Source organism: Sulfurospirillum sp. SCADC, assembly GCF_000743525.1.
In the GTDB taxonomy this organism is placed as follows: Bacteria; Campylobacterota; Campylobacteria; order Campylobacterales; family Sulfurospirillaceae; genus Sulfurospirillum.
Genome location: NZ_JQGK01000006.1, coordinates 68,022 through 91,140, shown reverse-complemented (window position 1 = coordinate 91,140; position 23,119 = coordinate 68,022). Strand labels below are relative to the sequence as shown.

Below are 23,119 nucleotides of genomic sequence, written 5' to 3'. Positions count from 1 at the left end.
ACATGAGAGTAGCAATGTCATTAATTGAACTTGTTTTCGCTATAGTCATTATGGGAATTGCTGTGATGAGTTTGCCACTTATCTTAACACAAGTACAAAACAACAATGCTTTCGCAATGCAACAAGAAGCTATTCTTGCAGGTAAAAAGACGATAAGTGCTATTTTAACATCAGCATGGGATATTAAAAGTTATCCTAATTCAGATACTAATGTAAGTAGCCCTTATGTTCTTGATGTTAGTAATGGCGATCCAGCACTTGACCGATTTCCAAATACTAATATGCGCATAGGTCACGTTAAGACTAATAATAGACGTAAATTTTATGATAGCAATACCTCTGCTTCTAATATTACAGAAAATGGATTTAACGATATTAATAGTTTTGATGGGGATATTACTAAAATAATTCTTGAAGAAAATGCAAAAACGCTTGACTATGTTTTAGATTTTGATGTTAAATCAAACATATCATATGCAAATGATCAAGCTGACTATTCACAAAAAATATTGAATAATTTCACGTTTAATCCTCAAGTGCATGGGGCAACCACTAATATTAAAACCATTACAGTAACGGTTAGAGATAAAAGTGATAATAATAAAACAATGATTACTTTTCATGCTTTTAGATCTCAAACTGGAGATAACATACTGCTTACAACTAGGCCATATCAATGAAAAAACACGCTGCTTTTACAATGATAGAATTGGTGATGGTCATTGTGGTATTGGGCATTATTGCAAGCATTGGCGCTGAGATTGTTACGAAACTTTATGAAAATTATTTACGAACACGCGCTATCAATCAACTCCAAAGTCAAACAGAAATTACATTAGAGCAGATTGCAATGCGATTACAATATCGCATCAAAGATAGTGTTAGAACTCGTCAAAATGCTGCTGGTGCGTGGGTATCGTTAGCAAGTCAAAATGCTGATAAAGGTTACCGCACGAATGAATGGATTGGTATTAGTAATGAAAGCTTTTTAGGTGAATATAACGGCACAACTGTTGTTCCTGGGTGGAGTGGGTTGATTGATATGGACGACACAGCCAAAACTAATAAAAACGCACGTACACTTTCAACACCAGGAAGTAGTCTTAATTATGCCAATAACATTATCAAAGCACTTACTAATGATACGACTTCATTAGATGGAACAACAGCAAAACGACCTGCATTAATTTTTAAAAATCCAAAATATTTATACGATGTTAATGGGTATTATAACCAAGACACCTCCTATACAACCCCTGTTAGCCAAAATAACAATACAACATTTATAATTCCTGCAGGAAAGGAGCCTGCAAATATTTCTGAACAATACTACCTTTCTCATACTGCTTATACTTTAGAGTTAAGTGGTCCTAACGATGATTATAATCTAACACTTTACTACAATTACCAACCTTGGGAAGTAGAAACATATTCAAATGATGGAACACCTGCTATTCTTGCAGAACATGTAAGCACCTTTCGTATTATTCAAGAGGAAAGTGGGGCAATTAAAATCAAGCTTTGCATCCATGACAATAATCAAAGTGGCAACTTCGACTTTAGTGCTTGCAAAGAGAAGGTGATATACTAATGCGTAAAGGATTTTCACTGATTACGGCGATTGTGTTTATGGTGCTCATTGCTTCTATTGCGGCACTTTCACTCTCATTTTCAACATTTTCAACCAAACAAACTACCGATCTCTTTTTAAGAGAACAAGCAGAGCTTTTGCTTCTAAGCGGTACGGAGTTTGCCCTTCTTGCTATTAGTGGGCATGATATTGCCGCTACCAATAACTGCATCAATACAATTAATGCGCAGTACCCACAAACAAATGCCAATGCAATCTTTGATATTAATATCACCATTAATTATATGGGGAGTGGTCTTCCTGCAGCAGGGTGCAATATACTCAGCAATACAGTAGATACCAATGACTCTAATGTCACCGTCATCATCGATACAGTTGTTTCAACCAACACCGATCACAACATCTCCACAGAGCCTATTCGCTTGCATCGTCGTACCATCCAAAAGCCGTAAAACAAGCCTCAAATTCTCCTTTTCATTTAAGGTTTTATTTGTTATACTGACTCTACAAACCCTTGAAAAAGGGAAGGAAAAGGAGACAAGATGAACACCAGTATCGTAGGTAAACAATTTGATTTGACGGAGCCGATCAAGGCTTATGTTGATGGAGCGGTTGATGCTCTTGGCAAATACAATTTGGACATTATCTCTGTGCGTACTGTGATTGCTGCCGATGAAAAAAATGGCAAAAAAGGCTTCAATGTTGAGTTTGCGATTAACATGGCACATAAAAACACGGTTGTCATTCAACAAAAAGACAAAGATGTCTATGCCGCGGTTGATCTCGCCATCGAAAGAGCTAAAAAAGTCTTACGTCGCCACCATGATAAAATTACCAATTATAAAGCAGAAGAGCCCGTCGTTGTCGAAGAAAATAGTGAAGGAAGCGACGATGAGATCGTGCCAATTCGCCTTGACAGCTACAAACCTGTCGAAGTCGAAGATGCGATGAATGAGCTTAAAGCAAGTGACAAACAGTTTATCGTTTTCCACGACATGGAAGATAAATTCCGCGTGATGTATAAAAAAACCGATGGAAGATTCGGATTGTATTAAGGGTTACACACCAAGAGAGCGTTGCTCTCTTGGCGACGCTTCCAGTCTACTTTTCGCCTCTTTTAAAATCTCTTCATCTCCAACCATATCAAACCAAACCAATTTCTTCCCACTTTGAATGCTTCCCTCCACGACATCACCCCCTTGACGATACGCCAAGTCCAGTTCTGCGATCTCAAAGCCATCGAGTGTTTGAGAAAACTTCTCCAGTCTTTCACTTTTGGCAAGATTCGTATAGAGAAAACAGTAGCCTTTGAGACCATTACGACTCACGCGCCCGCGAAGCTGATGCAAGCTCGCAAGTCCGAGGCGCTCTGCGCCTACGATGACGATGATCGAGAGATTGGGAAGGGAGATGCCCACTTCGACAACCGTAGTTGAGATAAGCAGATTGCCCTCTTCTTTGAAGGTTTTTAATATCTCTTCTTTGTTTTTATCTTTGCCATACGTGACAAAAACGCCCTCAAAATTTTTCTCCCAAAAGCCACGTCCTTCATCGATGGATTGGTAATTGACCATCTCACTCTCTTCAACCAATGGATAAACGATGATGCACTGATGCTTTTGGGCAATTTCAGAACGCAGATGCTCAAGCAGCGCTTTAAAATCTTTTTTGGCGATCACTTTCGTCGTGATGTCTTTAGGAAAAGGAAGCATCTTGATGAACGAAAAATCAACCAACGAAGACTGAATCATGCTCAAAGTTCTGGGAATCGGTGTGGCGGAAAACTGCAAATAGTGCGGATGCCACGCCTGTTTTGAAACGAGTGCGGAGAGCAGTGCGCGCTGTTTGGTACCAAAGCGGTGCTGTTCGTCAACCATCACAAGCGCACACGTTGGAAGGTCACGGTACAGCAGAGCATGCGTTCCGATGATGAAGTCAAAATCAGCCAAATTTTCCTTACTGTCCGCCTCTTGCGTGACCAAAAGTGTCTTTACATGTAACGGTAAAAACTTCACCGCCTCTTCAAACAGTTGGTTGGCAAGGACGGTTGTAGGCGCCATCAAAATGGCTTTTTGGGGGTAACTCATCATCACCGAAGCTAAGATGACCATCGTTTTACCACACCCAACATCGCCCATGATGACGCGCTTTGCCGCATTGTCACTTAAAAAATCGCGCTTGATTTCAGCGATGACTTTTTGCTGATCGGTGGTCAACGTAAACGGAAGTGAAGCGATAAAAGGCGTTTCATCGCCGTCCAGTTTGGCACACGAGGGAAACGTCACTTTTTTGCCCGAGAGTTTTTTCAGATAGTTATGAATCTCGACATATTTAAGCACATTCAAGATGGATTCCGAGTAGCCAAAACTGCTAAATGCACTTGCCTCTTTAGCACTGGGTCGATGCAAGCTTAAAAGAATCTCAGCTTCGTTTACATGTAAACCTTCGTTTAAGAGTGATTCAAGGTTCAAAAAGCGTGTCATCAACTCTATGACGGTTTTGTTTTGAAGCGGTGTTTTGTATTTGGGAATGAGCGTGTTGATCGCTGTGACGATTTTGGGTTGCACCATCTGCAAGCGCCCGTTGTTGTAACTCACTTTTCCGTGAATATACAACTCATTTCCCACTTTAAACAGTGCTTTATGGTACGGTTTTGCGGCAAAAATGACGCCATCAAGATGCGCATTCCATGCTTCCACATCAAAGACGATCTGAAAGACTTTGGGGCTTTGCTTAAGCGAAATGACCTTTACATGTAAAGTATTGATCTGCTCCAAAAGAGGCGCAGGCGTGAGAGTGGTGTTTTCATACGAATGCGGCAGAAGGAGCGCTAAGTCTAAAAGCGTTCCTACCCCTATTTTTTTAAAGCGTTCTTTGTCTATCGGGTCAAGATCAAGGTTTTTCACGTTTCGTGACTACCGAAAAGCTAAGGGCTGTGATCTCATCGTGTTTTTTAATGAAGCTATTCAAATCTTCAAGGCTCAATGCCTCAATCTTCTCTAACTGTTTTTTAGAGTGTCCCAACTCAAATCCACTGTAGTACTCAAAAAAAGCACGAGAAAGACGTTGCGAAAGGGTCTCATTGCGAAGCGGTTCAGAGCCTAGTAAAAAGCGTTTGGCTTGCGCGAGTTCATCTTCCGTGACACCTTCGTCCACAAAGCGTTTGATCTCAGCAGCAACGACTTTTTTAGCCTCTTCCAAGTTCTCATTTTTCGTTTGAAGATGCCCTGTAAAGCTACTGCTGGATTTGCCGATGCTGCTTCTACTGTAACTCGAATACGCCAAACCTCGCTTCACACGTACCTCTTCCATCAAGCGGCTTCCAAAACCACTCTCACCCAAAATGAAGCTCGCTACTTTGGCTTTGTATGCTTCCGGATCGTCACTTTTCATGTAAAAAGGTGCACCAAAATAGATGTACGCCTGCTCACTCTCTTTGTGAACGACGAACTCTTTCGCGTTTTTATTGGCATCAAAATACGCCATATCACGGCGTTTTCCATGTTTGATCTCTGCAAGGACAGGTAAGAGCAGTTTTTTAAGTTCGTCTAGTTCGATGTCACCACCTGCGACGATAATGAGACTCTCTAAATTAATACGCTCTTTGTAAAAATTCTCAACCTCTTTGAGTTTCAGCGCTTTGATGCTTTTTACATCGCCACTGTAGGCATGCGCAAACGGTGTGTTTTCAAAAATGAGTTTTTGAAGATTAAGGTTGGCGATGTAGTCAAAATCGCTCTCTTTGTTGGAGAGCATTCCAAGCGTTAAAAGCTTGATTTTATCGAAGCTCTCTTTGCTGAAATTGGGACTTTGAAGGAGTTTTTGGAGCATCCCAAGCGCGTAGGGAAACTGCTCTTTCAGCGCTGAGAGTTCAAACACAAGGGTTTCAATGCCTGTGTGAGCCCCTAAAGAGATCGCTCGAAATTCAAGCTCTTCTGCAAATGCGGTTGCTCCCATCTCTTTGGTTCCCTCGCCTAACATCGCTGCTAAAAACTTCGCGATGCCTTCATGCGCACCATCTTCCATACTGCCAGCATTTTTAACCACAAGCTGTACCGAAGCGATAGGCAGTGAGGTATCTTTTTCAAAGACCACTGGGATTTCTACACCATTTACATTGATTTGACTCACTTCTTGCGCCACTAATACTCCTTGTAACAAAATCATTATCGTAACTAAAAACATTTTTTTCATGCAAACTGCTCCAAAATCGTATACGATGTATCGCGTTTGGCAGGAATAGAGCCGATGTCTTTGATGAGTTTGATCATCTCCGTTTGATTCATGCGGTTCGCAGCTCCTGCGGCTTTAACCACATTTTCTTCCATCATCGTACTGCCTAGATCGTTGGCTCCAAACATCAGGGCGAGTTGACCGATGTAACTGCCTTGCGTCACCCACGAACTTTGGATATTTTTAAAATTATCAAGATACAAACGACTCACCGCTAAAAGCCTGAGATACCGGTTTGAGGACTGTTTTTTAATCTCAGGATGTTCTTCTTTAAGCTTCGTATGATCGCTTTGAAAACTCCACATAATAAACGCTCTAAAGCCTCCCGTTTCATCCTGAAGCGCTCTGATCTTTTCCCAATGCTCTATGATCTCTTCGTCTGTTTCTAAAGTTCCAAACATCATAGTCGCAGTGGAGCGCATACCGATTTGATGCGCCGCTCTGTGCACATTTAGCCACTCCTCAGTGCCTAGTTTTTTAGGAGCAATGATGTCACGAACGCGGTCGCTTAAAATCTCAGCGCCAGCACCGGGGATGCTGTAAAGTCCTTTTTTCTGAAGACGTAACAACACCTCTTGGTAACTAATCTTTGAGATTTTAGCAATATAATCAATTTCAATCGCCGAAAATCCATGAATCGTAATGCTTGGATAATTGGTACTGATCCACTCAACCAACTCTTCGTACCATTCGATTTGAAGCTTCGGATGCACACCGCCTTGGAAAAGGATCTGCGTTCCACCGATCTCGATCAACTCTTCGATCTTTTGCCCAATCTCTTCGTAGGAGAGCACATACGCCTCATCTTCTTTATGATGGCGGTAAAAGGCACAAAATTTACAATCCACCCAGCAAACATTCGTGTAGTTGATGTTGCGATCCACCACAAAGGTGGTGAGATTTTCAGGGTGAAGCTCCATCTTGCGCTTCAACGCCATCTCTCCTAATGTATTAAGATCAACCTCACGGATCAGGCGTAACGCCTCTTCATTACTCATTCGTTTCATTCAAAACCCTTTTTGACAAACAAAACCGATAAAAAACTTGAGAGTGGAACCACACTTAAGCCCACAAAAAACGCAATCGCATCCAACGTATCGTGGCGAATTAAAAACAGTACTGCTACAAACAGTACGCCATACGAGAGGATACGGTACAGTGAAAGTGCACTTTTATAGCTTAAAGCAAGATTTTGAAAACTCTGTTTAAAGCCTACTTTAGCGATGCTTGGAAGAGCGCTCTTTGTCTCATCATCATCGTTTTCTTGATCGTCTTCATAATATTGATCGAATTTATCATCTGGAATCAACCCTGCATCAACACGACGCTCTACAAACGTACGGTACGAGCGAAACGATGCCAACGTGATCAGCAAAGAGCAAGCAAACGCCATTTGCGTGTTCAAAAGCCAATCGCCTCCTTGAAATAAGGAGAGAAGAATAACCACAACATCGCCTAAAAGGTAAAAGCGCAAAAGCCTACTTGTCGTCTTCATCATCATCTTTAGGTTGTTGGTATTTTTTGTATCTTACATCGTCTTTGAGTTCATCCAGTGACGCCACATTTTTTTTATACGCTTTGTAAACATTGAGGATCGCTCCACCAATACCCCACGAAACGCCGACCCACAAAAGCCACGGCGTATTGAACCAATTGCTCATGAGCATGCCCACACCAATACCGATGAGCACGGCTACAACAATGGAAATGCCCAAAGAGAGCTGCTCTGCTCCTTCGATCAGTTTGCCGTATTTTGGTTTTGGCGCTTCGCTCATGCAATCTCTTCAAAAACTTTAATCGCTGCTTCAATAGTCTCTTCGATCATCGCATCGCTTATCGCATCGGAAATAAAGCCTGTTTCAAACTGCGAGCAGGCAAAGTAAAAGCCTTCACGAAGCATGCCTTGATGAAAGGCGGCATAACACTGCGTATTACTTTTCAGCGCATCGTCAAAATTTTTCACAGGTTTATCGTTAAAAAAGAAGCCAAACATCGAACCAATGGCATTCACTTGAAGTGCAATCCCCGATGCCTCTGCCGCATCTTTGAGCCCTTCAATGAGTCTTTTTGCTCTCTTTTCCAATTTTACATGTAAGGTTTCATCTTTGAATATTTGCTCCAAAGAAGCCAGACCTGCGGCCATTGCGACAGGATTGCCACTGAGCGTACCTGCTTGGTAGACAGGACCATCGGGAGAGAGTTTATCCATGATTTCAGCACGCCCACCAAAGGCACCTACAGGCATACCGCCACCAATAACTTTTCCAAACGTGACCAAATCTGGCACGGTTTCATAAATGCCTTGCGCCCCTTTGAGGTTTGCACGAAAACCGCTCATCACCTCATCGAAAATAAGCAAGGTTCCGTGTTTGTCGCACAGTGTTCTGAGTTCTTGCAAAAATTTTGGATCGGCAGGGACAAAACCCATATTGCCCGCAATCGGCTCGATGATGATACACGCGATATTTTTAGAGTTTTTGAAACACTCTTTGACACTTTTGATGTCGTTGTATTTGGCTAAAAGCGTGTGTTTGGTAAGCTCACTTGGCACACCTGGAGAACTCGGCGTTCCAAAGGTTACGGCACCGCTTCCTGCTTGAACTAAAAGTGAGTCGCTGTGTCCGTGGTAACAGCCTTCAAACTTGATGATGTCATCTTTACATGTAAAGCCACGTGCTAAACGAATCGCACTCATGACCGCTTCGGTTCCGCTGCTCACAAAACGCACTTTGTCTATCGCAGGAAAGAGCGAACAGATCAGGCTTGCTAGCTTGGTTTCAGCCTTCGTGGGAGCACCAAAACTGAGCCCTTTTTTCACCGCTTTAATAACCGCTTTTTCAATCGTTTTATTGGCATGCCCAAAAATAAGCGGTCCCCAACTTTGAACGTAATCGACATAGCGATTATTGTCCACATCGATCAGGTACGCACCCTCGCCTTTTTTGATAAACAACGGTGTTCCACCCACACTTTTAAACGCACGCACAGGCGAATCAACACCACCAGGAATCACATTTTGAGCTTTTTCATACGCTTTAATGCTTTTATCATAGTGCATCGTCACACATCCTTTATTCATTTTTGATTATTTTACTCAAAGTTTCTAAACAAACTACTTTTTCACTTCGCTTGAGACGTAGTAGTACAAACTGTCGATCTCTTGCCATGTTAAAAAGTAGGTTGGCATCACTTTATGCTGACTGGTGAGCGCTTGGAAAAAACGCTCTTTGGAAATGCTCATAAGATTGGGAGCTTCGAGGACAACGGTTTTGCCTTTGTTTTGGTATTGCGCGATCACAGAACCCTCACCTTTTTCGCCATGGCACTTGTTACAGCCAATGCCTCTTGGGTTGGAATAAAGCATCTTCGCATACTCCATTTTGGTGATAAAATCTTCGCTAAACAGTGGTGTGATTGCAAGGAGTAGTACCACGTTACATGTAAGCCAAAATCGCGTCAAAACTGCTTTATCCTCTCTTTATTCGTAATTGGGTATAGTACCAAAAATGAACTAAAAGGATGTTTTGATGCAAATCCTCGATGGAAAAGCACTGTCAGATCAAATCAAAATTGAACTCAAAACAAAGAGCGATAAACTAAATCTCAAAGGCATTACGCCCGGACTTGCCGTTATTTTAGTCGGCGATGATGCGGCGAGCCAAACCTATGTTAAGATGAAAGAAAAAGCGTGTGATAGTGCAGGCATTTACTCCATCATTCACAAAATGCCAACCACCATTTCGCAAGAGAAGATTTTAGAGACGATTACAATGATTAACAACAATCCGAACATCGATGGCGTTTTGGTGCAACTTCCGCTTCCAAAACATGTGGATACAACCAAAATCATCGAGGCGATTGACCCTCAAAAAGATGTTGATGGCTTTCACCCTTTCAATGTCGGTCGTTTGGTTGCAGGACTGGATAGTTTTGTGCCTTGCACGCCACTGGGTGTTATGCGTCTTTTGGCACACTACAACATCGATCCCAAAGGGTTAGATGCCTGTGTCGTTGGTGCTAGTAACATCGTCGGAAAACCGATGATGAACCTTTTGTTAAACGCAGGCGCTACCGTTGACATCTGCCATATTTTCACTAAAGATCTCAAAGCACACACCCAAAAAGCAGACCTTGTGATCGTGGGTGTGGGCAAGCAAAATCTCATTACCGCAGATATGGTCAAAGAGGGTGCGATTGTCATTGACATCGGGATCAATAAAACTGCAGAAGGGCGCCTTGTTGGCGATGTGGATTATAAAAATGTCGCACCAAAATGCTCTTACATTACGCCCGTTCCAGGCGGTGTTGGACCTATGACCATTGCGATGCTACTCGAAAATACCATTAAAGCTGCTACTCAGCGTTTATAATTTTAGGAAACTCATGAAAAAATTTCTCAACCGTTTTTACACCTTCTCCAACAGCTGGACGGGTACGATTGTTATTGTCCTTTTTGTCATCTTTTTTGTTGCACAAGCCTTTGTGATTCCCAGTGGTTCGATGATCAAAACATTGCTCATAGGCGATCATCTTTTTGTCAAAAAATTCTCCTATGGCGTCGCAACCCCACATCTTCCGTGGCTTGAAATCCCTGTTTTCCCTGATCTCAAAGGCAATGGACACATCATCGAAGGTGATCGACCACAGCGTGGTGACATCGTTGTGTTTCGCTACCCCAAAGATGAAAAAGTGCATTATGTCAAGCGATGTGTTGCCACAGAAGGCGATGAAATTCTTTTCCAAGAAAAAAATCTCTACATCCATTTTAGTGAAGGCGATGCGTACATCAAAGCCAACTATCCTGTTGAAAAGATCAAAACGATTGCAGGCAAATTGTGGGTCAACAATCCTTACAGTGAAAAATTTCATGGCATTCACTATGATGATGCCATCAATCTTTTTCAACAGATGACCTTGCATTTAAGCGCCAATCAGTTGGCGATGAAACCTGCCCAAGTTCAAGAACTTCCAAGCATCTCAGGGTATGGCTTTAACGCTTTTTACACCAAAGTGGAAAAAGACAACTACTTTATGATGGGCGACAATCGCGACCACTCCAATGACAGTCGTTTTTGGGGCAGTGTGCCGTACAAACTCATCGTTGGGAAGCCTTGGTTTATCTATTTTTCATGGGATGATGAGTATAAAATAAGATGGAACCGCATCGGTCGTTTTATTGAGACGATGCAATACGATGAGAGCTTTTTCTAATGGATGAACTTAAACTGATTGAGATTACAGCAACGATTCTCGCCCTGATGATCGCGATCATTGGGCATGAAATTATGCACGGGTATGTGGCGTATCGGTATGGTGATACGACCGCTAAATACCAAGGACGTTTGAGTATTAATCCCATCGTCCACGTCGATCTTGTGGGAACCATCATCGTGCCTGCGGTACTTTTTTTCAGTGGCGCTCCGTTTATGTTTGGCTGGGCTAAGCCGGTGCCGATTTTTATTCCTACGGTTGTTCGCAATGGTGGGTACAAAGCGGCGATTTATGTCTCACTCGCAGGCATTGCCTACAACTTCACCCTTGCCCTTGTGTGCGCAGCCATTTTAAGCTTTTTACCGGATCTTAGAGAAGCCAATAGTTTCATCGAAGTCTTTCTCATCTTTTTTCTGATTCAATCGCTTGTGTACAATGTCGTTTTGGGTATTTTCAACCTCTACCCGATTCCACCTCTCGATGGTTCTCATGCCCTTACCTATTTGGGTCTGATTATGGGATGGAGCGCATTGGTTCGCTTGTATGAATCCATGGAGCGCTATGGTATGGTGATCTTGATCCTCTTCATTGCCACACCGCTTTCTCACTACTTTTTTCTGCCTATTCGCTACGTTATTGGATGGTTGTATTAACAGGTCTTTTCTAAGAGACCTGTTTTTGGAATTTATAATAATGCTTGTGCTATAATCGTCCTTATTCCCTTACAGAAGGACACTTTCTTGAAGTTTTTTATTGCAACCGATCATGCAGGCATTGCCATCAAACCCGATGTCATTGAGATGCTCCAACGCATGGGGCACGAAGTCATTGATCTTGGACCTTTTAACACAGAACGTGTCGATTACCCTGATTTCGCGCATGCCCTTAGCCTTGAAGTGCTCAAAAATAGTGGAACACAGGGTATTTTGATCTGTGGTTCAGGCATTGGCATGAGTTTAGCGGCTAACAAACATGTGGGTATTCGAGCCGCCTTGTGTCATGATGCGTACACGGCGGAGATGGCACGCGCGCACAACGATGCCAACGTGCTCTGTTTTGGACAGCGTGTTGTGGGGCTCGGTGTGATTGAGTCGATGCTCAATACATGGTGTGCTACCTCATTTGAGGGCGGAAGACATGCGATGCGTGTTGAAAAAATAGAGCTGTAGCCATGGCACTCGATTGGGTTATCGCAACGGTACTGTTTTCCGCGTGTGTCTATTTGTTGATTATGGTGTTTTACTTCAAAACGCTGCTTCGCAAAGAGAAGCGCAGTAATGTTGTCGTCAAACAAACCCTCAACGATGCCGAAGTGGTCATCCGCAAATATCAAGTCCAGCTGCAACGCTCTTTGGGCAATATTGATATTTTAAGCGATGAGCTCAAAAAGGTCAAAAACGACCTCAAATCCCTTCGTACCCGTAACAGCCAATACCGAATGGAAGGCGATAAACTCCGTCAACACATTAAAGAGCTCGAAGGAAAGATCGAGGCACTTTTATAATGAATGTAGGATTGAGTTGCTTTTTCCGTTTACATGTAAACATTATTTCTGCCTCAATAAGGCAAGTTTTTTAGGCTTTGCCTACAAAGCGTATATAATCAAAATGAAAAAAGGGTTTCTATGAGTCAATTAAGTGAAGCGGATAAAACGTATCTTTTAAACTCCATTCGTGAGATCGAAGATTTTCCAAAACCTGGCATTAAGTTTAAAGACATTACCACACTTTTAGGCGATGCAAAAGCATTTCATCTTTTGATGGATCATTTGGTTGAGCGTTATGAAAACAGAGAAATTGACTACATTGCAGGTATCGAAAGCCGTGGATTTATCTTTGGCTCTGCGCTTGCCGCGCGTCTTAGAACCCGTTTTGTGCCGATTCGAAAACCTGGTAAACTTCCCTACACCACTATCAGCGAAAAATACTCACTCGAATACGGCGTCGATGCGGTTTCCATCCACATTGATGCGTTTACGGGAGCGGGAAAACCAAAACCCAAAGTGCTTTTGATCGATGATCTCATCGCCACGGGTGGCACAGCTACGGCTGCGGTCAACCTGATCAACAAAGCAGGAGCTGAGTGCATTGAAGCCTGCTTTGTGATCAATCTTACGTTTTTACAAGGCGATCTTGACATCAAAAAAACAACCTCTGTTTACTCTGTTTTAGAGGTGTTCTAATGTACATTCCAAGAGCCTCTAAATTTGACCCTGACCACAACGGACACTTTGGTATTTTTGGAGGACGCTTTGTTCCTGAAACCTTGATGCCCATTCTGATAGAGCTTGAAAAAGAGTACCAAACCCTTCGTTTCAATGAAAATTTCTGGAGCGAAGTCGAACACTACCTCAAAGATTATGTTGGACGTCCTTCAGCACTTTACTATGCTAAAAACATCTCTCAAGAGTTGGGTGCCAAAGTCTACCTCAAGCGTGAAGACCTGAACCACACGGGCGCACACAAGATCAACAACACGATTGTGCAAGGCTTAATCGCTAAAAAAATGGGTAAAAAACGCGTCATCGCCGAAACAGGAGCAGGACAGCACGGTGTTGCTACGGCAACCGTGGCGGCACTTTTAGGTCTTGAATGCGAAGTCTTTATGGGTGAAAAAGATGTGGAGAGACAAGAGTTGAACGTCTTTCGTATGAAGCTTTTGGGGGCTAAAGTGCACGCCGTTAAAAGCGGTAGTAAAACCCTCAAAGACGCGATGAATGAAGCGATTCGCTACTGGGTAACGCATGCACGCGATACCTTTTACATCATCGGAACCGTTGCAGGACCACATCCCTATCCTATGATGGTGCGTGATTTTCAAGCGATCATCGGCTACGAAGCCAAAGCGCAAATTCTCGTTAAAGAGAAACGCCTTCCCGATATGGTCGTGGCGTGTATCGGTGGCGGTAGCAATGCGATGGGAATTTTTAGCCATTTCCTAGGCGATGAAGGTGTTCAGTGCGTGGGCATCGAAGCAGGAGGTCATGGTATCGATACCGACAAACACGGCTGTTCGCTTGCTAAAGGAAGTCCGGGTGTGCTTCACGGTCAGATGAGTTACCTGCTTCAAGATGACGATGGGCAAATCCTCGAAGCGCACTCCATCTCCGCAGGTCTGGATTACCCTGGCATTGGACCCGAACACGCGTATCTTAAAGAGCAAGGTGTTGTACACTACGATAACATCACCGATCAAGAAGCCTTGGATGCGTTTGTGTGGTTGAGTCGCAAAGAAGGCATTATCCCTGCATTTGAGAGTGCGCATGCGATTGCGTATCTGAAAAAAATCCCTAAAGATGAGATTAAAAACAAGGTGATTATCGTGAATCTCTCTGGTCGTGGGGATAAAGATATGGTGCAAGCAAAATCTATTTTGAACATAGGATAAGGTCATGAGCGACTTTATGAACAAACACTCAGGTAAACTTTTCGCTCTTGTTATGATCGTTATTCTCTCTGTTCTTGGCTACGTTTTGTACATGGCACCCGTGGAAGGGTTGGAGAATAAATTTCTCTATTTGATGAAAGAGTACGGCTATATCATTCTCTTCTTTTGGGGGATGCTAGAAGGCGAAATGGGTCTGGTGATGGCAGGGCTTCTCACCCACACAGGCGATATGAATCTTTTTCTTGCGATTTTCGTCGCAGGACTGGGTGGTTTTGCAGGCGATCAAGTCTATTTTTACATCGGTCGTTTCAATAAAAAATTTGTCTATAAAAAGCTTCGAGGACAACGCCGTAAACTCGCACTTGCGCATCTTTTGCTCAAACGATACGGCTGGCCGATTATCTTCATCCAACGCTATCTTTACGGTCTTCGCACCGTTATTCCTATCTCCATAGGGCTTACACGCTACAGCGGAAAGATGTTCGCCTGTATCAATCTCATCTCAGCGTGGTTTTGGGCAGCCCTCACCATTGTTCCGACATGGTATTTTGGTCAGGAAATTCTCATCGTCATTCACTGGGCGAAACAACATTGGTATTTTGCTCTTCCGCTAGCAGCTATTATTGGTGGAGGAATCTCGTACTATTTTCACAAAGTTACCGACAAGACATTTAAGGAAAAACATGCAAATACACCTCAATAACCAAAAAATCAATGAAACACAAGCCGACGCCAAAATCGTCCTTGTTATCGATAAAAATTTAGACCACGCGTCGATCAGCGATAAAGAGACTTTAACGCTTTTAGGATTTAAAGGGGAGAGTGAAGAGAGCCTTTTTGTGGCAGAGAGTAAAACACTCTACGTCGGATGCGACTCACTCGATGCCGATGAAATTCGTCTCGCCGCGGCGAAAGCGTTGGACGCGCTCAAAAAAACGAAACTGAAAAGCCTCTGCATTGGAACCTATTCAAACGATTGCCCAGGCTTAAATATCAAAGCGTTGGTGGAAGGGTTTATCCTTGGTAGCTACACCTTTGATACCTACAAAAGCAAAAAAGAGCCCTCTTCAATCGAGAAAATTACGATCTGCTTGGACGATTACAGTCGTGTGGATGTTTCCATGCAAACGGCAACCGAGGCGCTTCGTGTCGGCACAGCGATTGCAGAAGCGACCAACTTTGCCAAAGCCATCGTCAACGCAACGCCTGAAGACATGACACCCATCGCTCTTGCCGATGTGGCCCAGACATTAACCTCGATTCCTAACGTTACATGTAACGTGATGGATGAGACCTTTTTAAAAGAGCAAGGCATGAATGCTTTCCTTGCCGTTAACCGTGCAAGCGTACATCCACCTCGCTTAATTCATCTGACCTACAAACCTGAAAATGCAAAAAAACGTCTGGTCTATGTTGGCAAAGGATTAACATACGATAGCGGTGGACTGAGCCTAAAGCCGAGTGAGCATATGGTCACGATGAAAGCCGATAAAAGCGGTGCGGCTGCGGTTATGGCGATCTTAAAAGGTGCTGCAACCTTAGCGCTTCCGTATGAAATTCATGCGATCATTGGTGCAACGGAAAATATGATCGGAGGTGATGCGTATAAGCCCGATGATGTTTTGGTTGCAAAAAACGGTAAAACCATCGAAGTGCGCAACACCGATGCTGAGGGACGTTTGGTACTCGCGGATTGTTTATGTTATGCCCAAGAGCTGGGCCCCGATCTTTTGGTCGATATGGCAACGCTCACAGGTGCGTGCGTGGTAGCATTGGGTGAGTTTACCACAGGCATTATGGGACACAGCAGTGAGCTCAAACACTCGATGCTTAAAGCATCCACAGCCAGTGGTGAACTCAGTGGTTCCCTTCCGTTTAACAAATACCTTAAAAAGCTTCTCAAAAGCTCGGTTGCTGATATGTCCAATATCAGCACCAGTCGTTACGGTGGCGCTATTACCGCGGGTCTGTTTTTAGATAATTTCATCGAAGAAGCACATAAAGACAAATGGCTTCATCTTGACATCGCAGGGCCTGCTTACATCGAGAAAGCGTGGGGATACAACCAGTTTGGTGCCAGTGGCGCAGGGGTTCGTATGAACCTTTACTGGATGATTGACGACACCAAACGTGGAGATCAATGAAACCTAAAATTGTGTTGATCGGAGCCTCCACTGGAGGCCCTGGTCATTTAAAAAAGATTTTATCGGTGATTCCTGCAACGTACAATGGATCCATTATTATTGCGCAACACATGAATGCGACGTTTATTCCTAGTTTCATCAGTCAATTTCAAAATGAGTTACACCTGCCAGTCCACGCTGTGGATGCGCGAATGAACTTGCACGCGTCGCATGTCTATATCTGTCCTCAAAATTGCCGTCTAAAGCAAGCCGATTGCACGCGTATTGAGCCCATGGATGAGGGTGAGACCCCGTACAATCCAAGCATTGATTCGCTCTTCTCTTCGGCAGTTGAGTGTATTGGGCACGCTGAGATTTTAGCGGTGCTGCTCACAGGAATTGGGCACGATGGTGCCAATGGGCTTAGCGAATTGCAAAAACATGGCGCACAATGTATCGCAGAGAGTGAAAAAAGTGCTATAGTTTATGGCATGCCAAAGCGCGCGGTGGAGATCAATCCCAATATCACTTCGTTTGCCTTGGATGAAATCGTACACATTATTAAAACCTTTGGAGCGTCTTGATGTGGTTTTTTAACAAGAAAAAAGAGCCTGAAATTGCACTGCAACACGAAGTTTCAGCCCCAAAAGAGTTCAATACCTTTGGACTTCACGATCTACTGCATTACATCAAACGTGAGATTGGTGTGGATCTGTTTGCAAAAAACAGCGTCATCGAAACGAAACTGCGCCTCTTTTGCGAACGTAAAGAGATTTACAGTTTTCGTAAACTCTTTGAAGCGTTGCAAAGCGATAAAGGCCTTAGGCAAGATCTGATTGATCTTGTGACGGTCAATGAAACCTACTTCTACCGTGAAGAGGCACAACTCGACATGGCAGTTAATTTTGCCCTTGCCATTCCCAATGTCAAGATTCTCTGTGCTCCTTGCGCTTCGGGAGAAGAGGTTTACTCACTCTCGATGATGCTGCAAGAACGAAAGAGAGAACCTAGGGAATTTAGCATCACGGGCATTGACATCAACTCTGAAGCAATTGATAAAGCGCAAAAAGGGCTCTTCTCCGAGCGCTCTTTGCATAAATTAGAAGCGCGATTAAAAGAGAAATTTTTCACACACGAAGAGCGCTATTTTCGTGTTAAAAAAGAGTATTTCAGCTCTGTTTCATTCACCAAAGTCAATATTTTTGAGCATGAATTTCTCTCTTTAGGCAAATTTGACATCATCTTCTCGCGCAATATGCTGATCTATTTTGATGACGATTTTCGCCTGAAAACCATCGAGCGTTTTGCCACGCTTCTCAAACCTGAGGGAAAACTCTTTTTAGGGCATGCGGACATCATTCCTGAGAATAACCATTTTACCAAACACACTGACCATCGCCTCTCATACTATGTAAAGAAATCCTAAACTTCTTTACATGTAAACGGCTAAAGCGCTTTAACTAAGTTACTGATCGTCTTAAACTGCGCATGATCGGCACTGCGCAAAAGCTCAAACAACAAGGATTCCACCGAACCCATACGCGCTCCTTCTTGGCTCATACGCAAGAGCGCAAGGTCATGGTCTTTGGCTTTGCGAGAACCCATCGCATCGGCGCAGACAATCACTTCAAATCCTGCGTCTACAAGATCAAGCACGCTTTGTAAGACACACACATGACTCTCCACACCAGCGACGATGACACGCTTTACATGTAAAGCTTTGAGCGCTTCCATCACATCTGGATTTTGGCAACAGCTGAAGGTGCGTTTTTCATAAATCTCAACTTCGCCCAAAAGGGTGCGAATACTCTCTATCGTCTCACCCAATCCTTTGGTGTATTGCTGATTGCAGACAATGGGAATGTCTAAGCTTTGAAGCCCTTGAAGCAGTACCAAAAGATGCTTTTCAATGGAAGCGTGTCCTTCAATATGCCCAAAAAGACGCTCTTGAACATCCACGAGTAGCATCGCCGTTTGTTGCTGAAAAAGGCGCATGAAAACTCCTTATTTTTTGCCATTATCATAGCCTACTCGCTCTTAATTAAGTGAGGCTAGACTACAATAGTTCTTTAATTTGATTAAATGAGGGATTTATGGCAACATCTGTGCTTATATTACCAGGGTATCAAGGCTCAGGAGACGAGCATTGGCAAACGTTTTGGGAGAGAGAAAATCCTGATTTTAAACGTGTGATTCAAAGGGATTGGGATCATCCCATTTGCAAGGAGTGGATCGAAAAACTTGAAGAAGAGGTCGCCCAAGCAGGTGAAGAGGTTGTCCTTGTTGCGCACAGCCTTGCATGTTTAGTGATCGCCCATTGGGACGCGCAAAAAATGCACTCGTCCATCAAAGGAGCGCTTCTTGTCGCCCCACCCGATCCAAACTCAGACGTTTTTCCAAGCAATGTCGAAGGGTTTGAAACCACACCGATGGGCTTGTTTGATTTTCCAAGCATCATCATTGCCAGCACCAACGATCCTTACGCGAGTCTTAGTTACGCGCAAGGCTTAGCCAAAGCGTGGGGAAGCGCATTGGTCAATGTCGGCGATAAAGGGCATATCAACAGCTTTAGTGACATTGGGTCATGGGAAGAAGGGTATGCGTATTTAGGGCAACTGCGTCGCGCTTAAGAAGCCTTGAAAAGGCTTCTTCATTAACAACCACACTCTAAACGTGGTGTGGCTTTCACCATCTCAATTGTGTCAGTGCTGTTGGGAACCAAACATAAAAATTCATAATCTTCATCACCGATCACATGGTACGAGTGTGGCACGCCTGCCGGCACAAAGATGATGTCATCTTTCACCGCGATAAAACTCTCTTCACCCAATTGAACGCGTGCTTTACCTTTTAAAATATACTGCTCATGCTCGACCGTATTGGTGTGAAAAGGCATAAAACCCTCTTTTTTAATGACAAATTTGCGCATCGCAAAATGAGGGGCAACCTCAGAAGAGATAAGCATCTGCATACTCGCACCTTCGCCTGCTTGAAGCGGTGTACTTGGAATTTCACTCAGTGATTTTTTCATTTTCAACCTTTACATGTAAAATAATAAACGTTATTTTAGCTCAAATTTGAGCTCTTCTAACCTTGCAATGCGATCTTCCGTAGAAGGATGTGTCGAAAAAAGGGAGGCAAACGAAATATCTTTGCCTGAAAATGGGTTAATAATAAACATATGCGCACTCTCAGGAGTCGCCGCGTGTACCATACCTTGCGCGTTGTAGCTTGAAAGCTTTGCCAATGCGCTTTGTAACCACTCAGGATGACGCGTTAAACGAGCCGCTCCTTCGTCTGCCATGTATTCGCGGTTACGGCTAATCGCCATCTGAATGACCGCCGCGGCAAGCGGTAAGATGATAGCAAGGGCAATCATCACGATGGGATTGGGTCTGTTTTCCCTGCTTCCTCCAAACATCGCACCAAATTGCATCATATTGGCAATCACGCCAATCGCTCCTGCAATGGTTGCCGCAATCGTTCCCACCAAAATGTCGTAATGTCTCACGTGACTTAACTCATGCGCCAAAACGGCTTCCACCTCTTCATCGTCCAAAAGCTGTAAAAGCCCCTCTGTTACGGCGACTGCGGCATGAGAAGGATTGCGTCCTGTTGCAAAGGCGTTGGGAACCGATTCGGGAATGATGTAAACTTTTGGCATCGCAAGTTCGGCTTTTGAACATAAACGCTCCACAATAGCATAGAGTCCGCTCGCCTGCGCACGCGAAACCTCAACGGCATTGTAATGACGAAGTACCAAGGTATCGGAGTAAAAATAGCTCACAAAGTTCATCACACCTGCTAAGACAAGTGCCATCATCATCCCCTGCGTTCCTCCCATCATGCCACCAACCCAGACAAACAAAAGTGTCATCAAGGTCAATAATACAACGGTTTTTACCACTTCCATGGATCTTCTCCTTCAAAAATTGTTAGCTCTATTTTATCACACTTTGGTAAATAGTTTTTACATGTAAACCTAAAAATATTTTATACTAAAATTAACATATAAATGTGCTATACTTCATAATCAAAATGATTTTTTTGACAAAATATTGCAAAATTTGCAATCTAAATATACTTTGGAGCATATTATGCTAGTAGAATTTACTGTAAAAAACTTTCGATCATTTCGAGATGAAACACAACTCAGTATGGTAGTGTCAGATAAAAAAAACCTTGACAATAGTATTATTTTAGAGCAAAGTCAGCTCATGCTTTTACAAAGTGCTGCTATTTATGGTGCCAATGGCGCTGGAAAATCCAATCTAATTAAAGCTTTTCAAGCAATGAAAGAAATTGTTTTATCTTCTGCAAAAGAACAAAGAGGTGATCAAATTAAATTCATTGAGCCATTTCTTTTTGATGAAGAGAGTCGAAATAATCCTACACTTTTTGAAGTTATTTTTATTGTCGATAACATTCGCTACCAATATGGTTTTAGTGCAACAAAAACTAAAATTACAGAAGAATGGCTTTATTCATTTCCAAAAGCCCCTAAGCGTACATGGTTTGTTCGCTCATGGGATGAAAAATCACAACAATATATTTGGGTTGATAATGAAGGGAAATACTTAAACGCCAACAAAGATAAAATGACACTATATAAAGAAACTACGCGTGATAATGAACTATTTTTATCTAAAATTGTTCAACTTAATAATAAAGAAGTAGCTCCAATTTTCGATTGGTTTGATAAAACACTACGATGTGCAGGAATTGAGGGATGGAGCAATGGTGAAAAAGTCACATTAAAGCTTATTTCAGACCACAATAAAAAGGATTTAATTATTCGCTTATTTCATAATATGGATATTGGAATTGATGATATTAATGTTGGCGAAAAAGATATTGACCTTTCAATGTTAAAATTACCAGAAGAAATGCCTAATGAGCTCAAACAAAAAATCATTAGTGATTTAAAAACAAAAACACAACTTGTTAGAAAAGTAGATCAAGATAAAACTATCTCATTAGATTTAGACGAAGAATCTGATGGAACGCAAAAGCTTTTTTCTCTCTTAGGTCCATTTTTAGTGGCACTTGAAAAAGGTTATATTATTGTCATTGATGAATTACACAATAGCTTGCACCCTTTACTATTACGCTACTTAGTCTCCTTATTTCATAATAATGCAATTAATAAAAGCAACGCTCAGTTGGTTTTTACGACGCATGAAACAGAAATTCTTAATCAAGAAATTTTCAGAAGAGATCAAATTTGGTTTTGCGAAAAAGATCGAAGATTTGGTTCAGCACTCGTACCACTGACGGATTACCAACCAAGGAAAAATGTTGAAAATTTATCTAAAGGCTATTTGAGTGGGCGTTATGGTGGTATTCCCGCCATCGAATTAGTGACAAAAGAAAAAATTCAAAATCTTATGAGTCTGTAATGGGAACAGATAATTTACACCAAAGAGCAAAATCAACCAAAGAGTTGGGTCGTAAAAAAGCACAGCGAAGTGGCGACTTGATTTTAATTGTTTGCGAAGGTGAAAAAACTGAACCCCATTACATTGAAGAGCTTTTAAAAGATTTAAACATTAGTAATACCCGAGCTATTATAGAAATGACTGGAGACTGTGGAAGTGCTCCACAATCCGTTGTTGAAAAAGCAATCGAACGCTTTGAAGCAAAGAATTATGACCATATTTTTTGTATCATTGATAGAGACAAGCACCCAACGTTTGGCATTGCACTAGAGAAAATACAAGCATACAAATGGAAAAACACAAACGGTAAATCAACATTTAAAGCAAAAACGAAAAAAGCCATTATTAGCATCCCATGCTTTGAGTATTGGCTTTTGCTACACTTAAAAAAAACAACCAAAGTATTTGCTGGCAATGGGCAAAAAATATCACCATGCAAAGAATGCTTATGTGAGCTTAAAAAGGAACTGACTCATTATGAGAAAGGGAGTAAAAGTATTTATGCACTCACTAAAGATAAAATAGATACGGCTATTAAACATGCAAAAGAAGTTGTAGCTAACAAATCTGATGAACATCAAAACCCCATTACTTATTTTCACGAATTAATAGAATTTTTGAGAGCATACAAATAATCAAAAATTCTTACATGTAAACCATTGTGCTATAATGCCGTCATCAAAATTAAGGACGTGCTCCCGGTGAGACTGCCTCTGGGCTTTGGCAAAAAGGGCTACTTTAAGCTCGCTTCGATTCAAGCTTCGACCATCGAATACAAAACTAAACGCCAACATGCACGCCTACAGCACACCGCCCGACTTTTTGCCTATACCTGTGAACCCCAAGAGGTGGAAGATGACCCACCACCTGCTCTTTCAACCCTTTTCGCCTCCCTTTTCCATTATCGCTCCAGACTGTGTAAATGCAGCAGGCTCTTCGCAAAGCGCGCCCATTCCGCCATCAAACGTGCCAAAATAAGACGTAAAAACAACTGTAACTGCCGCTATTTTAGCTTCCGCCGATCAGGCATCCACCCTCCATTTTTTCCTTTATCATGACCACCATTCACCAACGCGCTTTGCCACGCATTGAAGCTGGCTTAATTTTCTCAAAAAAGCAATGCTTTTTTGATGTGT

Annotated in this window: 29 protein-coding genes; 19 read left to right on the top strand and 10 right to left on the bottom strand. The window is 42.6% G+C overall.

The annotated features are described in order from the left end of the window. Positions 1-2: 2 nt before the first annotated feature. The 4 genes from JU57_RS05400 to raiA all read left to right on the top strand — a co-directional run bounded on the left by JU57_RS05400 (position 3) and on the right by raiA (position 2,646). A complete protein-coding gene (locus JU57_RS05400) occupies positions 3-680 on the top strand; it encodes a type II secretion system protein (protein ID WP_037957952.1) in 678 nt (225 codons plus the stop codon). Then, a complete protein-coding gene (locus JU57_RS05395) occupies positions 677-1,591 on the top strand; it encodes a type II secretion system protein (RefSeq protein WP_037957950.1) in 915 nt (304 codons plus the stop codon). The genes JU57_RS05400 and JU57_RS05395 overlap by 4 nt, the downstream gene beginning before the upstream one ends. After that, positions 1,591-2,043: a hypothetical protein gene (locus tag JU57_RS05390; RefSeq protein ID WP_037957947.1), complete on the top strand. Its 453-nt coding sequence runs from the start codon at positions 1,591-1,593 to the stop codon at positions 2,041-2,043. Before JU57_RS05395 ends, JU57_RS05390 begins: the two co-directional genes overlap by 1 nt. Before the next feature lie 90 nt (positions 2,044-2,133). Next, positions 2,134-2,646 (top strand): ribosome-associated translation inhibitor RaiA, encoded by a 513-nt coding sequence (raiA, locus tag JU57_RS05385; RefSeq protein WP_037957944.1) that lies wholly within the window; start codon positions 2,134-2,136, stop codon positions 2,644-2,646. A gap of 3 nt (positions 2,647-2,649) precedes the next feature. Here the strand turns inward: raiA and recG are convergent, their stop codons facing one another. From recG to JU57_RS05350, 7 genes are read right to left on the bottom strand one after another with little or no spacing between them, the layout of a single operon-like run. Next, entirely contained in the window at positions 2,650-4,497 is a 1,848-nt protein-coding gene (gene recG, locus JU57_RS05380) for an ATP-dependent DNA helicase RecG (RefSeq protein WP_037957943.1), read from the bottom strand. Continuing rightward, complete coding sequence (locus JU57_RS05375; RefSeq protein WP_037957940.1) at positions 4,484-5,734, bottom strand: pitrilysin family protein; 1,251 nt, start codon at positions 5,732-5,734, stop codon at positions 4,484-4,486. The genes recG and JU57_RS05375 overlap by 14 nt, the downstream gene beginning before the upstream one ends. A 47-nt stretch (positions 5,735-5,781) precedes the next feature. Continuing rightward, the gene (locus JU57_RS05370) at positions 5,782-6,831 is read right to left on the bottom strand and encodes a dehypoxanthine futalosine cyclase (RefSeq protein WP_037957938.1); all 1,050 of its coding nucleotides are present in this window, start codon (positions 6,829-6,831) and stop codon (positions 5,782-5,784) included. Continuing rightward, a complete protein-coding gene (locus tag JU57_RS05365) occupies positions 6,828-7,319 on the bottom strand; it encodes a hypothetical protein (protein ID WP_294876069.1) in 492 nt (163 codons plus the stop codon). Before JU57_RS05365 ends, JU57_RS05370 begins: the two co-directional genes overlap by 4 nt. Then, complete coding sequence (locus tag JU57_RS05360; RefSeq protein WP_037957936.1) at positions 7,303-7,599, bottom strand: AtpZ/AtpI family protein; 297 nt, start codon at positions 7,597-7,599, stop codon at positions 7,303-7,305. The genes JU57_RS05365 and JU57_RS05360 overlap by 17 nt, the downstream gene beginning before the upstream one ends. Then, complete coding sequence (gene hemL, locus JU57_RS05355) at positions 7,596-8,882, bottom strand: glutamate-1-semialdehyde 2,1-aminomutase (RefSeq protein WP_037957935.1); 1,287 nt, start codon at positions 8,880-8,882, stop codon at positions 7,596-7,598. Before hemL ends, JU57_RS05360 begins: the two co-directional genes overlap by 4 nt. Before the next feature lie 54 nt (positions 8,883-8,936). Then, the gene (locus tag JU57_RS05350) at positions 8,937-9,203 is read right to left on the bottom strand and encodes a cytochrome c (protein WP_294876144.1); all 267 of its coding nucleotides are present in this window, start codon (positions 9,201-9,203) and stop codon (positions 8,937-8,939) included. A gap of 148 nt (positions 9,204-9,351) precedes the next feature. Here JU57_RS05350 and folD point away from each other — a divergent pair, with 148 nt between their 5' ends. The 11 genes from folD (at position 9,352) to JU57_RS05295 (ending at position 17,971) form a co-directional block, all read left to right on the top strand. Beyond that, positions 9,352-10,194 carry a bifunctional methylenetetrahydrofolate dehydrogenase/methenyltetrahydrofolate cyclohydrolase FolD gene (gene folD, locus JU57_RS05345; protein WP_037957929.1) on the top strand — a complete coding sequence of 281 codons (843 nt, stop codon included), beginning with the start codon at positions 9,352-9,354 and terminating at the stop codon, positions 10,192-10,194. A gap of 13 nt (positions 10,195-10,207) precedes the next feature. Beyond that, on the top strand, positions 10,208-11,035 hold the full coding sequence (gene lepB, locus JU57_RS05340) for a signal peptidase I (RefSeq protein ID WP_037957925.1): 828 nt from the start codon (positions 10,208-10,210) through the stop codon (positions 11,033-11,035). Then, the gene (locus tag JU57_RS05335) at positions 11,035-11,688 is read left to right on the top strand and encodes a site-2 protease family protein (RefSeq protein WP_037957924.1); all 654 of its coding nucleotides are present in this window, start codon (positions 11,035-11,037) and stop codon (positions 11,686-11,688) included. The genes lepB and JU57_RS05335 overlap by 1 nt, the downstream gene beginning before the upstream one ends. Before the next feature lie 87 nt (positions 11,689-11,775). Next, on the top strand, positions 11,776-12,204 hold the full coding sequence (gene rpiB, locus JU57_RS05330; RefSeq protein WP_037957923.1) for a ribose 5-phosphate isomerase B: 429 nt from the start codon (positions 11,776-11,778) through the stop codon (positions 12,202-12,204). Between the two features lie 2 nt (positions 12,205-12,206). After that, the gene (locus JU57_RS05325; protein ID WP_037957922.1) at positions 12,207-12,539 is read left to right on the top strand and encodes a membrane protein; all 333 of its coding nucleotides are present in this window, start codon (positions 12,207-12,209) and stop codon (positions 12,537-12,539) included. A 120-nt stretch (positions 12,540-12,659) separates the two neighbouring features. Next, positions 12,660-13,217, top strand: coding sequence for an adenine phosphoribosyltransferase (locus JU57_RS05320; protein WP_037957919.1), 558 nt, complete (start codon positions 12,660-12,662; stop codon positions 13,215-13,217). Continuing rightward, positions 13,217-14,422 carry a tryptophan synthase subunit beta gene (gene trpB, locus JU57_RS05315; protein WP_037957915.1) on the top strand — a complete coding sequence of 402 codons (1,206 nt, stop codon included), beginning with the start codon at positions 13,217-13,219 and terminating at the stop codon, positions 14,420-14,422. Before JU57_RS05320 ends, trpB begins: the two co-directional genes overlap by 1 nt. A 4-nt stretch (positions 14,423-14,426) precedes the next feature. Beyond that, positions 14,427-15,125, top strand: a complete 699-nt coding sequence (locus tag JU57_RS05310) for a DedA family protein (RefSeq protein ID WP_037957913.1) — start codon at positions 14,427-14,429, stop codon at positions 15,123-15,125. Next, positions 15,106-16,566: a leucyl aminopeptidase gene (locus JU57_RS05305; protein WP_037957910.1), complete on the top strand. Its 1,461-nt coding sequence runs from the start codon at positions 15,106-15,108 to the stop codon at positions 16,564-16,566. Before JU57_RS05310 ends, JU57_RS05305 begins: the two co-directional genes overlap by 20 nt. Further along, entirely contained in the window at positions 16,563-17,129 is a 567-nt protein-coding gene (locus JU57_RS05300; protein WP_037957908.1) for a CheB methylesterase domain-containing protein, read from the top strand. Before JU57_RS05305 ends, JU57_RS05300 begins: the two co-directional genes overlap by 4 nt. After that, a complete protein-coding gene (locus JU57_RS05295) occupies positions 17,129-17,971 on the top strand; it encodes a protein-glutamate O-methyltransferase CheR (protein ID WP_037957905.1) in 843 nt (280 codons plus the stop codon). Before JU57_RS05300 ends, JU57_RS05295 begins: the two co-directional genes overlap by 1 nt. Before the next feature lie 20 nt (positions 17,972-17,991). Here JU57_RS05295 and JU57_RS05290 read toward each other — a convergent pair whose 3' ends face one another. Beyond that, positions 17,992-18,540, bottom strand: coding sequence for an isochorismatase family protein (locus JU57_RS05290; RefSeq protein ID WP_037957902.1), 549 nt, complete (start codon positions 18,538-18,540; stop codon positions 17,992-17,994). Between the two features lie 98 nt (positions 18,541-18,638). Here JU57_RS05290 and JU57_RS05285 point away from each other — a divergent pair, with 98 nt between their 5' ends. Further along, positions 18,639-19,175, top strand: coding sequence for an alpha/beta hydrolase (locus JU57_RS05285; RefSeq protein WP_037957897.1), 537 nt, complete (start codon positions 18,639-18,641; stop codon positions 19,173-19,175). Positions 19,176-19,198: 23 nt separating this feature from the next. Here JU57_RS05285 and JU57_RS05280 read toward each other — a convergent pair whose 3' ends face one another. Together JU57_RS05280 and htpX are read right to left on the bottom strand one after the other, a co-directional pair. Further along, a complete protein-coding gene (locus JU57_RS05280) occupies positions 19,199-19,576 on the bottom strand; it encodes a cupin domain-containing protein (RefSeq protein ID WP_294876052.1) in 378 nt (125 codons plus the stop codon). Positions 19,577-19,606: 30 nt separating this feature from the next. Then, the gene (gene htpX, locus JU57_RS05275) at positions 19,607-20,458 is read right to left on the bottom strand and encodes a zinc metalloprotease HtpX (protein ID WP_037957892.1); all 852 of its coding nucleotides are present in this window, start codon (positions 20,456-20,458) and stop codon (positions 19,607-19,609) included. A 184-nt stretch (positions 20,459-20,642) separates the two neighbouring features. Here htpX and JU57_RS05270 point away from each other — a divergent pair, with 184 nt between their 5' ends. From JU57_RS05270 to JU57_RS14045, 3 genes are all read left to right on the top strand, one after another. After that, positions 20,643-21,944, top strand: a complete 1,302-nt coding sequence (locus tag JU57_RS05270) for an ATP-binding protein (protein WP_037957889.1) — start codon at positions 20,643-20,645, stop codon at positions 21,942-21,944. Next, positions 21,944-22,618: an RloB family protein gene (locus JU57_RS05265; protein ID WP_037957887.1), complete on the top strand. Its 675-nt coding sequence runs from the start codon at positions 21,944-21,946 to the stop codon at positions 22,616-22,618. The genes JU57_RS05270 and JU57_RS05265 overlap by 1 nt, the downstream gene beginning before the upstream one ends. 66 nt (positions 22,619-22,684) lie before the next feature. Next, the gene (locus JU57_RS14045; protein WP_294876047.1) at positions 22,685-23,041 is read left to right on the top strand and encodes a hypothetical protein; all 357 of its coding nucleotides are present in this window, start codon (positions 22,685-22,687) and stop codon (positions 23,039-23,041) included. Positions 23,042-23,119: the final 78 nt, after the last annotated feature.

Excerpts from the sequence above, each read along its gene's own strand:
- JU57_RS05365 (WP_294876069.1), bottom strand. The coding sequence starts at position 7,319 with ATGAAGACGACAAGTAGGCTTTTGCGCTTTTACCTTTTAGGCGATGTT.
- JU57_RS05285 (WP_037957897.1), top strand. The coding sequence starts at position 18,639 with ATGGCAACATCTGTGCTTATATTACCAGGGTATCAAGGCTCAGGAGAC.
- raiA (WP_037957944.1), top strand. The coding sequence starts at position 2,134 with ATGAACACCAGTATCGTAGGTAAACAATTTGATTTGACGGAGCCGATC.
- JU57_RS05325 (WP_037957922.1), top strand. The coding sequence starts at position 12,207 with ATGGCACTCGATTGGGTTATCGCAACGGTACTGTTTTCCGCGTGTGTC.
- JU57_RS05320 (WP_037957919.1), top strand. The coding sequence starts at position 12,660 with ATGAGTCAATTAAGTGAAGCGGATAAAACGTATCTTTTAAACTCCATT.
- trpB (WP_037957915.1), top strand. The coding sequence starts at position 13,217 with ATGTACATTCCAAGAGCCTCTAAATTTGACCCTGACCACAACGGACAC.
- JU57_RS05280 (WP_294876052.1), bottom strand. The coding sequence starts at position 19,576 with ATGAAAAAATCACTGAGTGAAATTCCAAGTACACCGCTTCAAGCAGGC.
- JU57_RS05270 (WP_037957889.1), top strand. The coding sequence starts at position 20,643 with ATGCTAGTAGAATTTACTGTAAAAAACTTTCGATCATTTCGAGATGAA.
- JU57_RS05305 (WP_037957910.1), top strand. The coding sequence starts at position 15,106 with ATGCAAATACACCTCAATAACCAAAAAATCAATGAAACACAAGCCGAC.
- JU57_RS05360 (WP_037957936.1), bottom strand. The coding sequence starts at position 7,599 with ATGAGCGAAGCGCCAAAACCAAAATACGGCAAACTGATCGAAGGAGCA.
- htpX (WP_037957892.1), bottom strand. The coding sequence starts at position 20,458 with ATGGAAGTGGTAAAAACCGTTGTATTATTGACCTTGATGACACTTTTG.
- folD (WP_037957929.1), top strand. The coding sequence starts at position 9,352 with ATGCAAATCCTCGATGGAAAAGCACTGTCAGATCAAATCAAAATTGAA.
- JU57_RS05370 (WP_037957938.1), bottom strand. The coding sequence starts at position 6,831 with ATGAAACGAATGAGTAATGAAGAGGCGTTACGCCTGATCCGTGAGGTT.
- JU57_RS05300 (WP_037957908.1), top strand. The coding sequence starts at position 16,563 with ATGAAACCTAAAATTGTGTTGATCGGAGCCTCCACTGGAGGCCCTGGT.
- JU57_RS05295 (WP_037957905.1), top strand. The coding sequence starts at position 17,129 with ATGTGGTTTTTTAACAAGAAAAAAGAGCCTGAAATTGCACTGCAACAC.
- JU57_RS05335 (WP_037957924.1), top strand. The coding sequence starts at position 11,035 with ATGGATGAACTTAAACTGATTGAGATTACAGCAACGATTCTCGCCCTG.
- JU57_RS05265 (WP_037957887.1), top strand. The coding sequence starts at position 21,944 with ATGGGAACAGATAATTTACACCAAAGAGCAAAATCAACCAAAGAGTTG.
- JU57_RS05390 (WP_037957947.1), top strand. The coding sequence starts at position 1,591 with ATGCGTAAAGGATTTTCACTGATTACGGCGATTGTGTTTATGGTGCTC.
- JU57_RS05395 (WP_037957950.1), top strand. The coding sequence starts at position 677 with ATGAAAAAACACGCTGCTTTTACAATGATAGAATTGGTGATGGTCATT.
- JU57_RS05400 (WP_037957952.1), top strand. The coding sequence starts at position 3 with ATGAGAGTAGCAATGTCATTAATTGAACTTGTTTTCGCTATAGTCATT.
- hemL (WP_037957935.1), bottom strand. The coding sequence starts at position 8,882 with ATGCACTATGATAAAAGCATTAAAGCGTATGAAAAAGCTCAAAATGTG.
- JU57_RS05350 (WP_294876144.1), bottom strand. The coding sequence starts at position 9,203 with ATGGAGTATGCGAAGATGCTTTATTCCAACCCAAGAGGCATTGGCTGT.
- lepB (WP_037957925.1), top strand. The coding sequence starts at position 10,208 with ATGAAAAAATTTCTCAACCGTTTTTACACCTTCTCCAACAGCTGGACG.
- JU57_RS05290 (WP_037957902.1), bottom strand. The coding sequence starts at position 18,540 with ATGCGCCTTTTTCAGCAACAAACGGCGATGCTACTCGTGGATGTTCAA.
- JU57_RS05310 (WP_037957913.1), top strand. The coding sequence starts at position 14,427 with ATGAGCGACTTTATGAACAAACACTCAGGTAAACTTTTCGCTCTTGTT.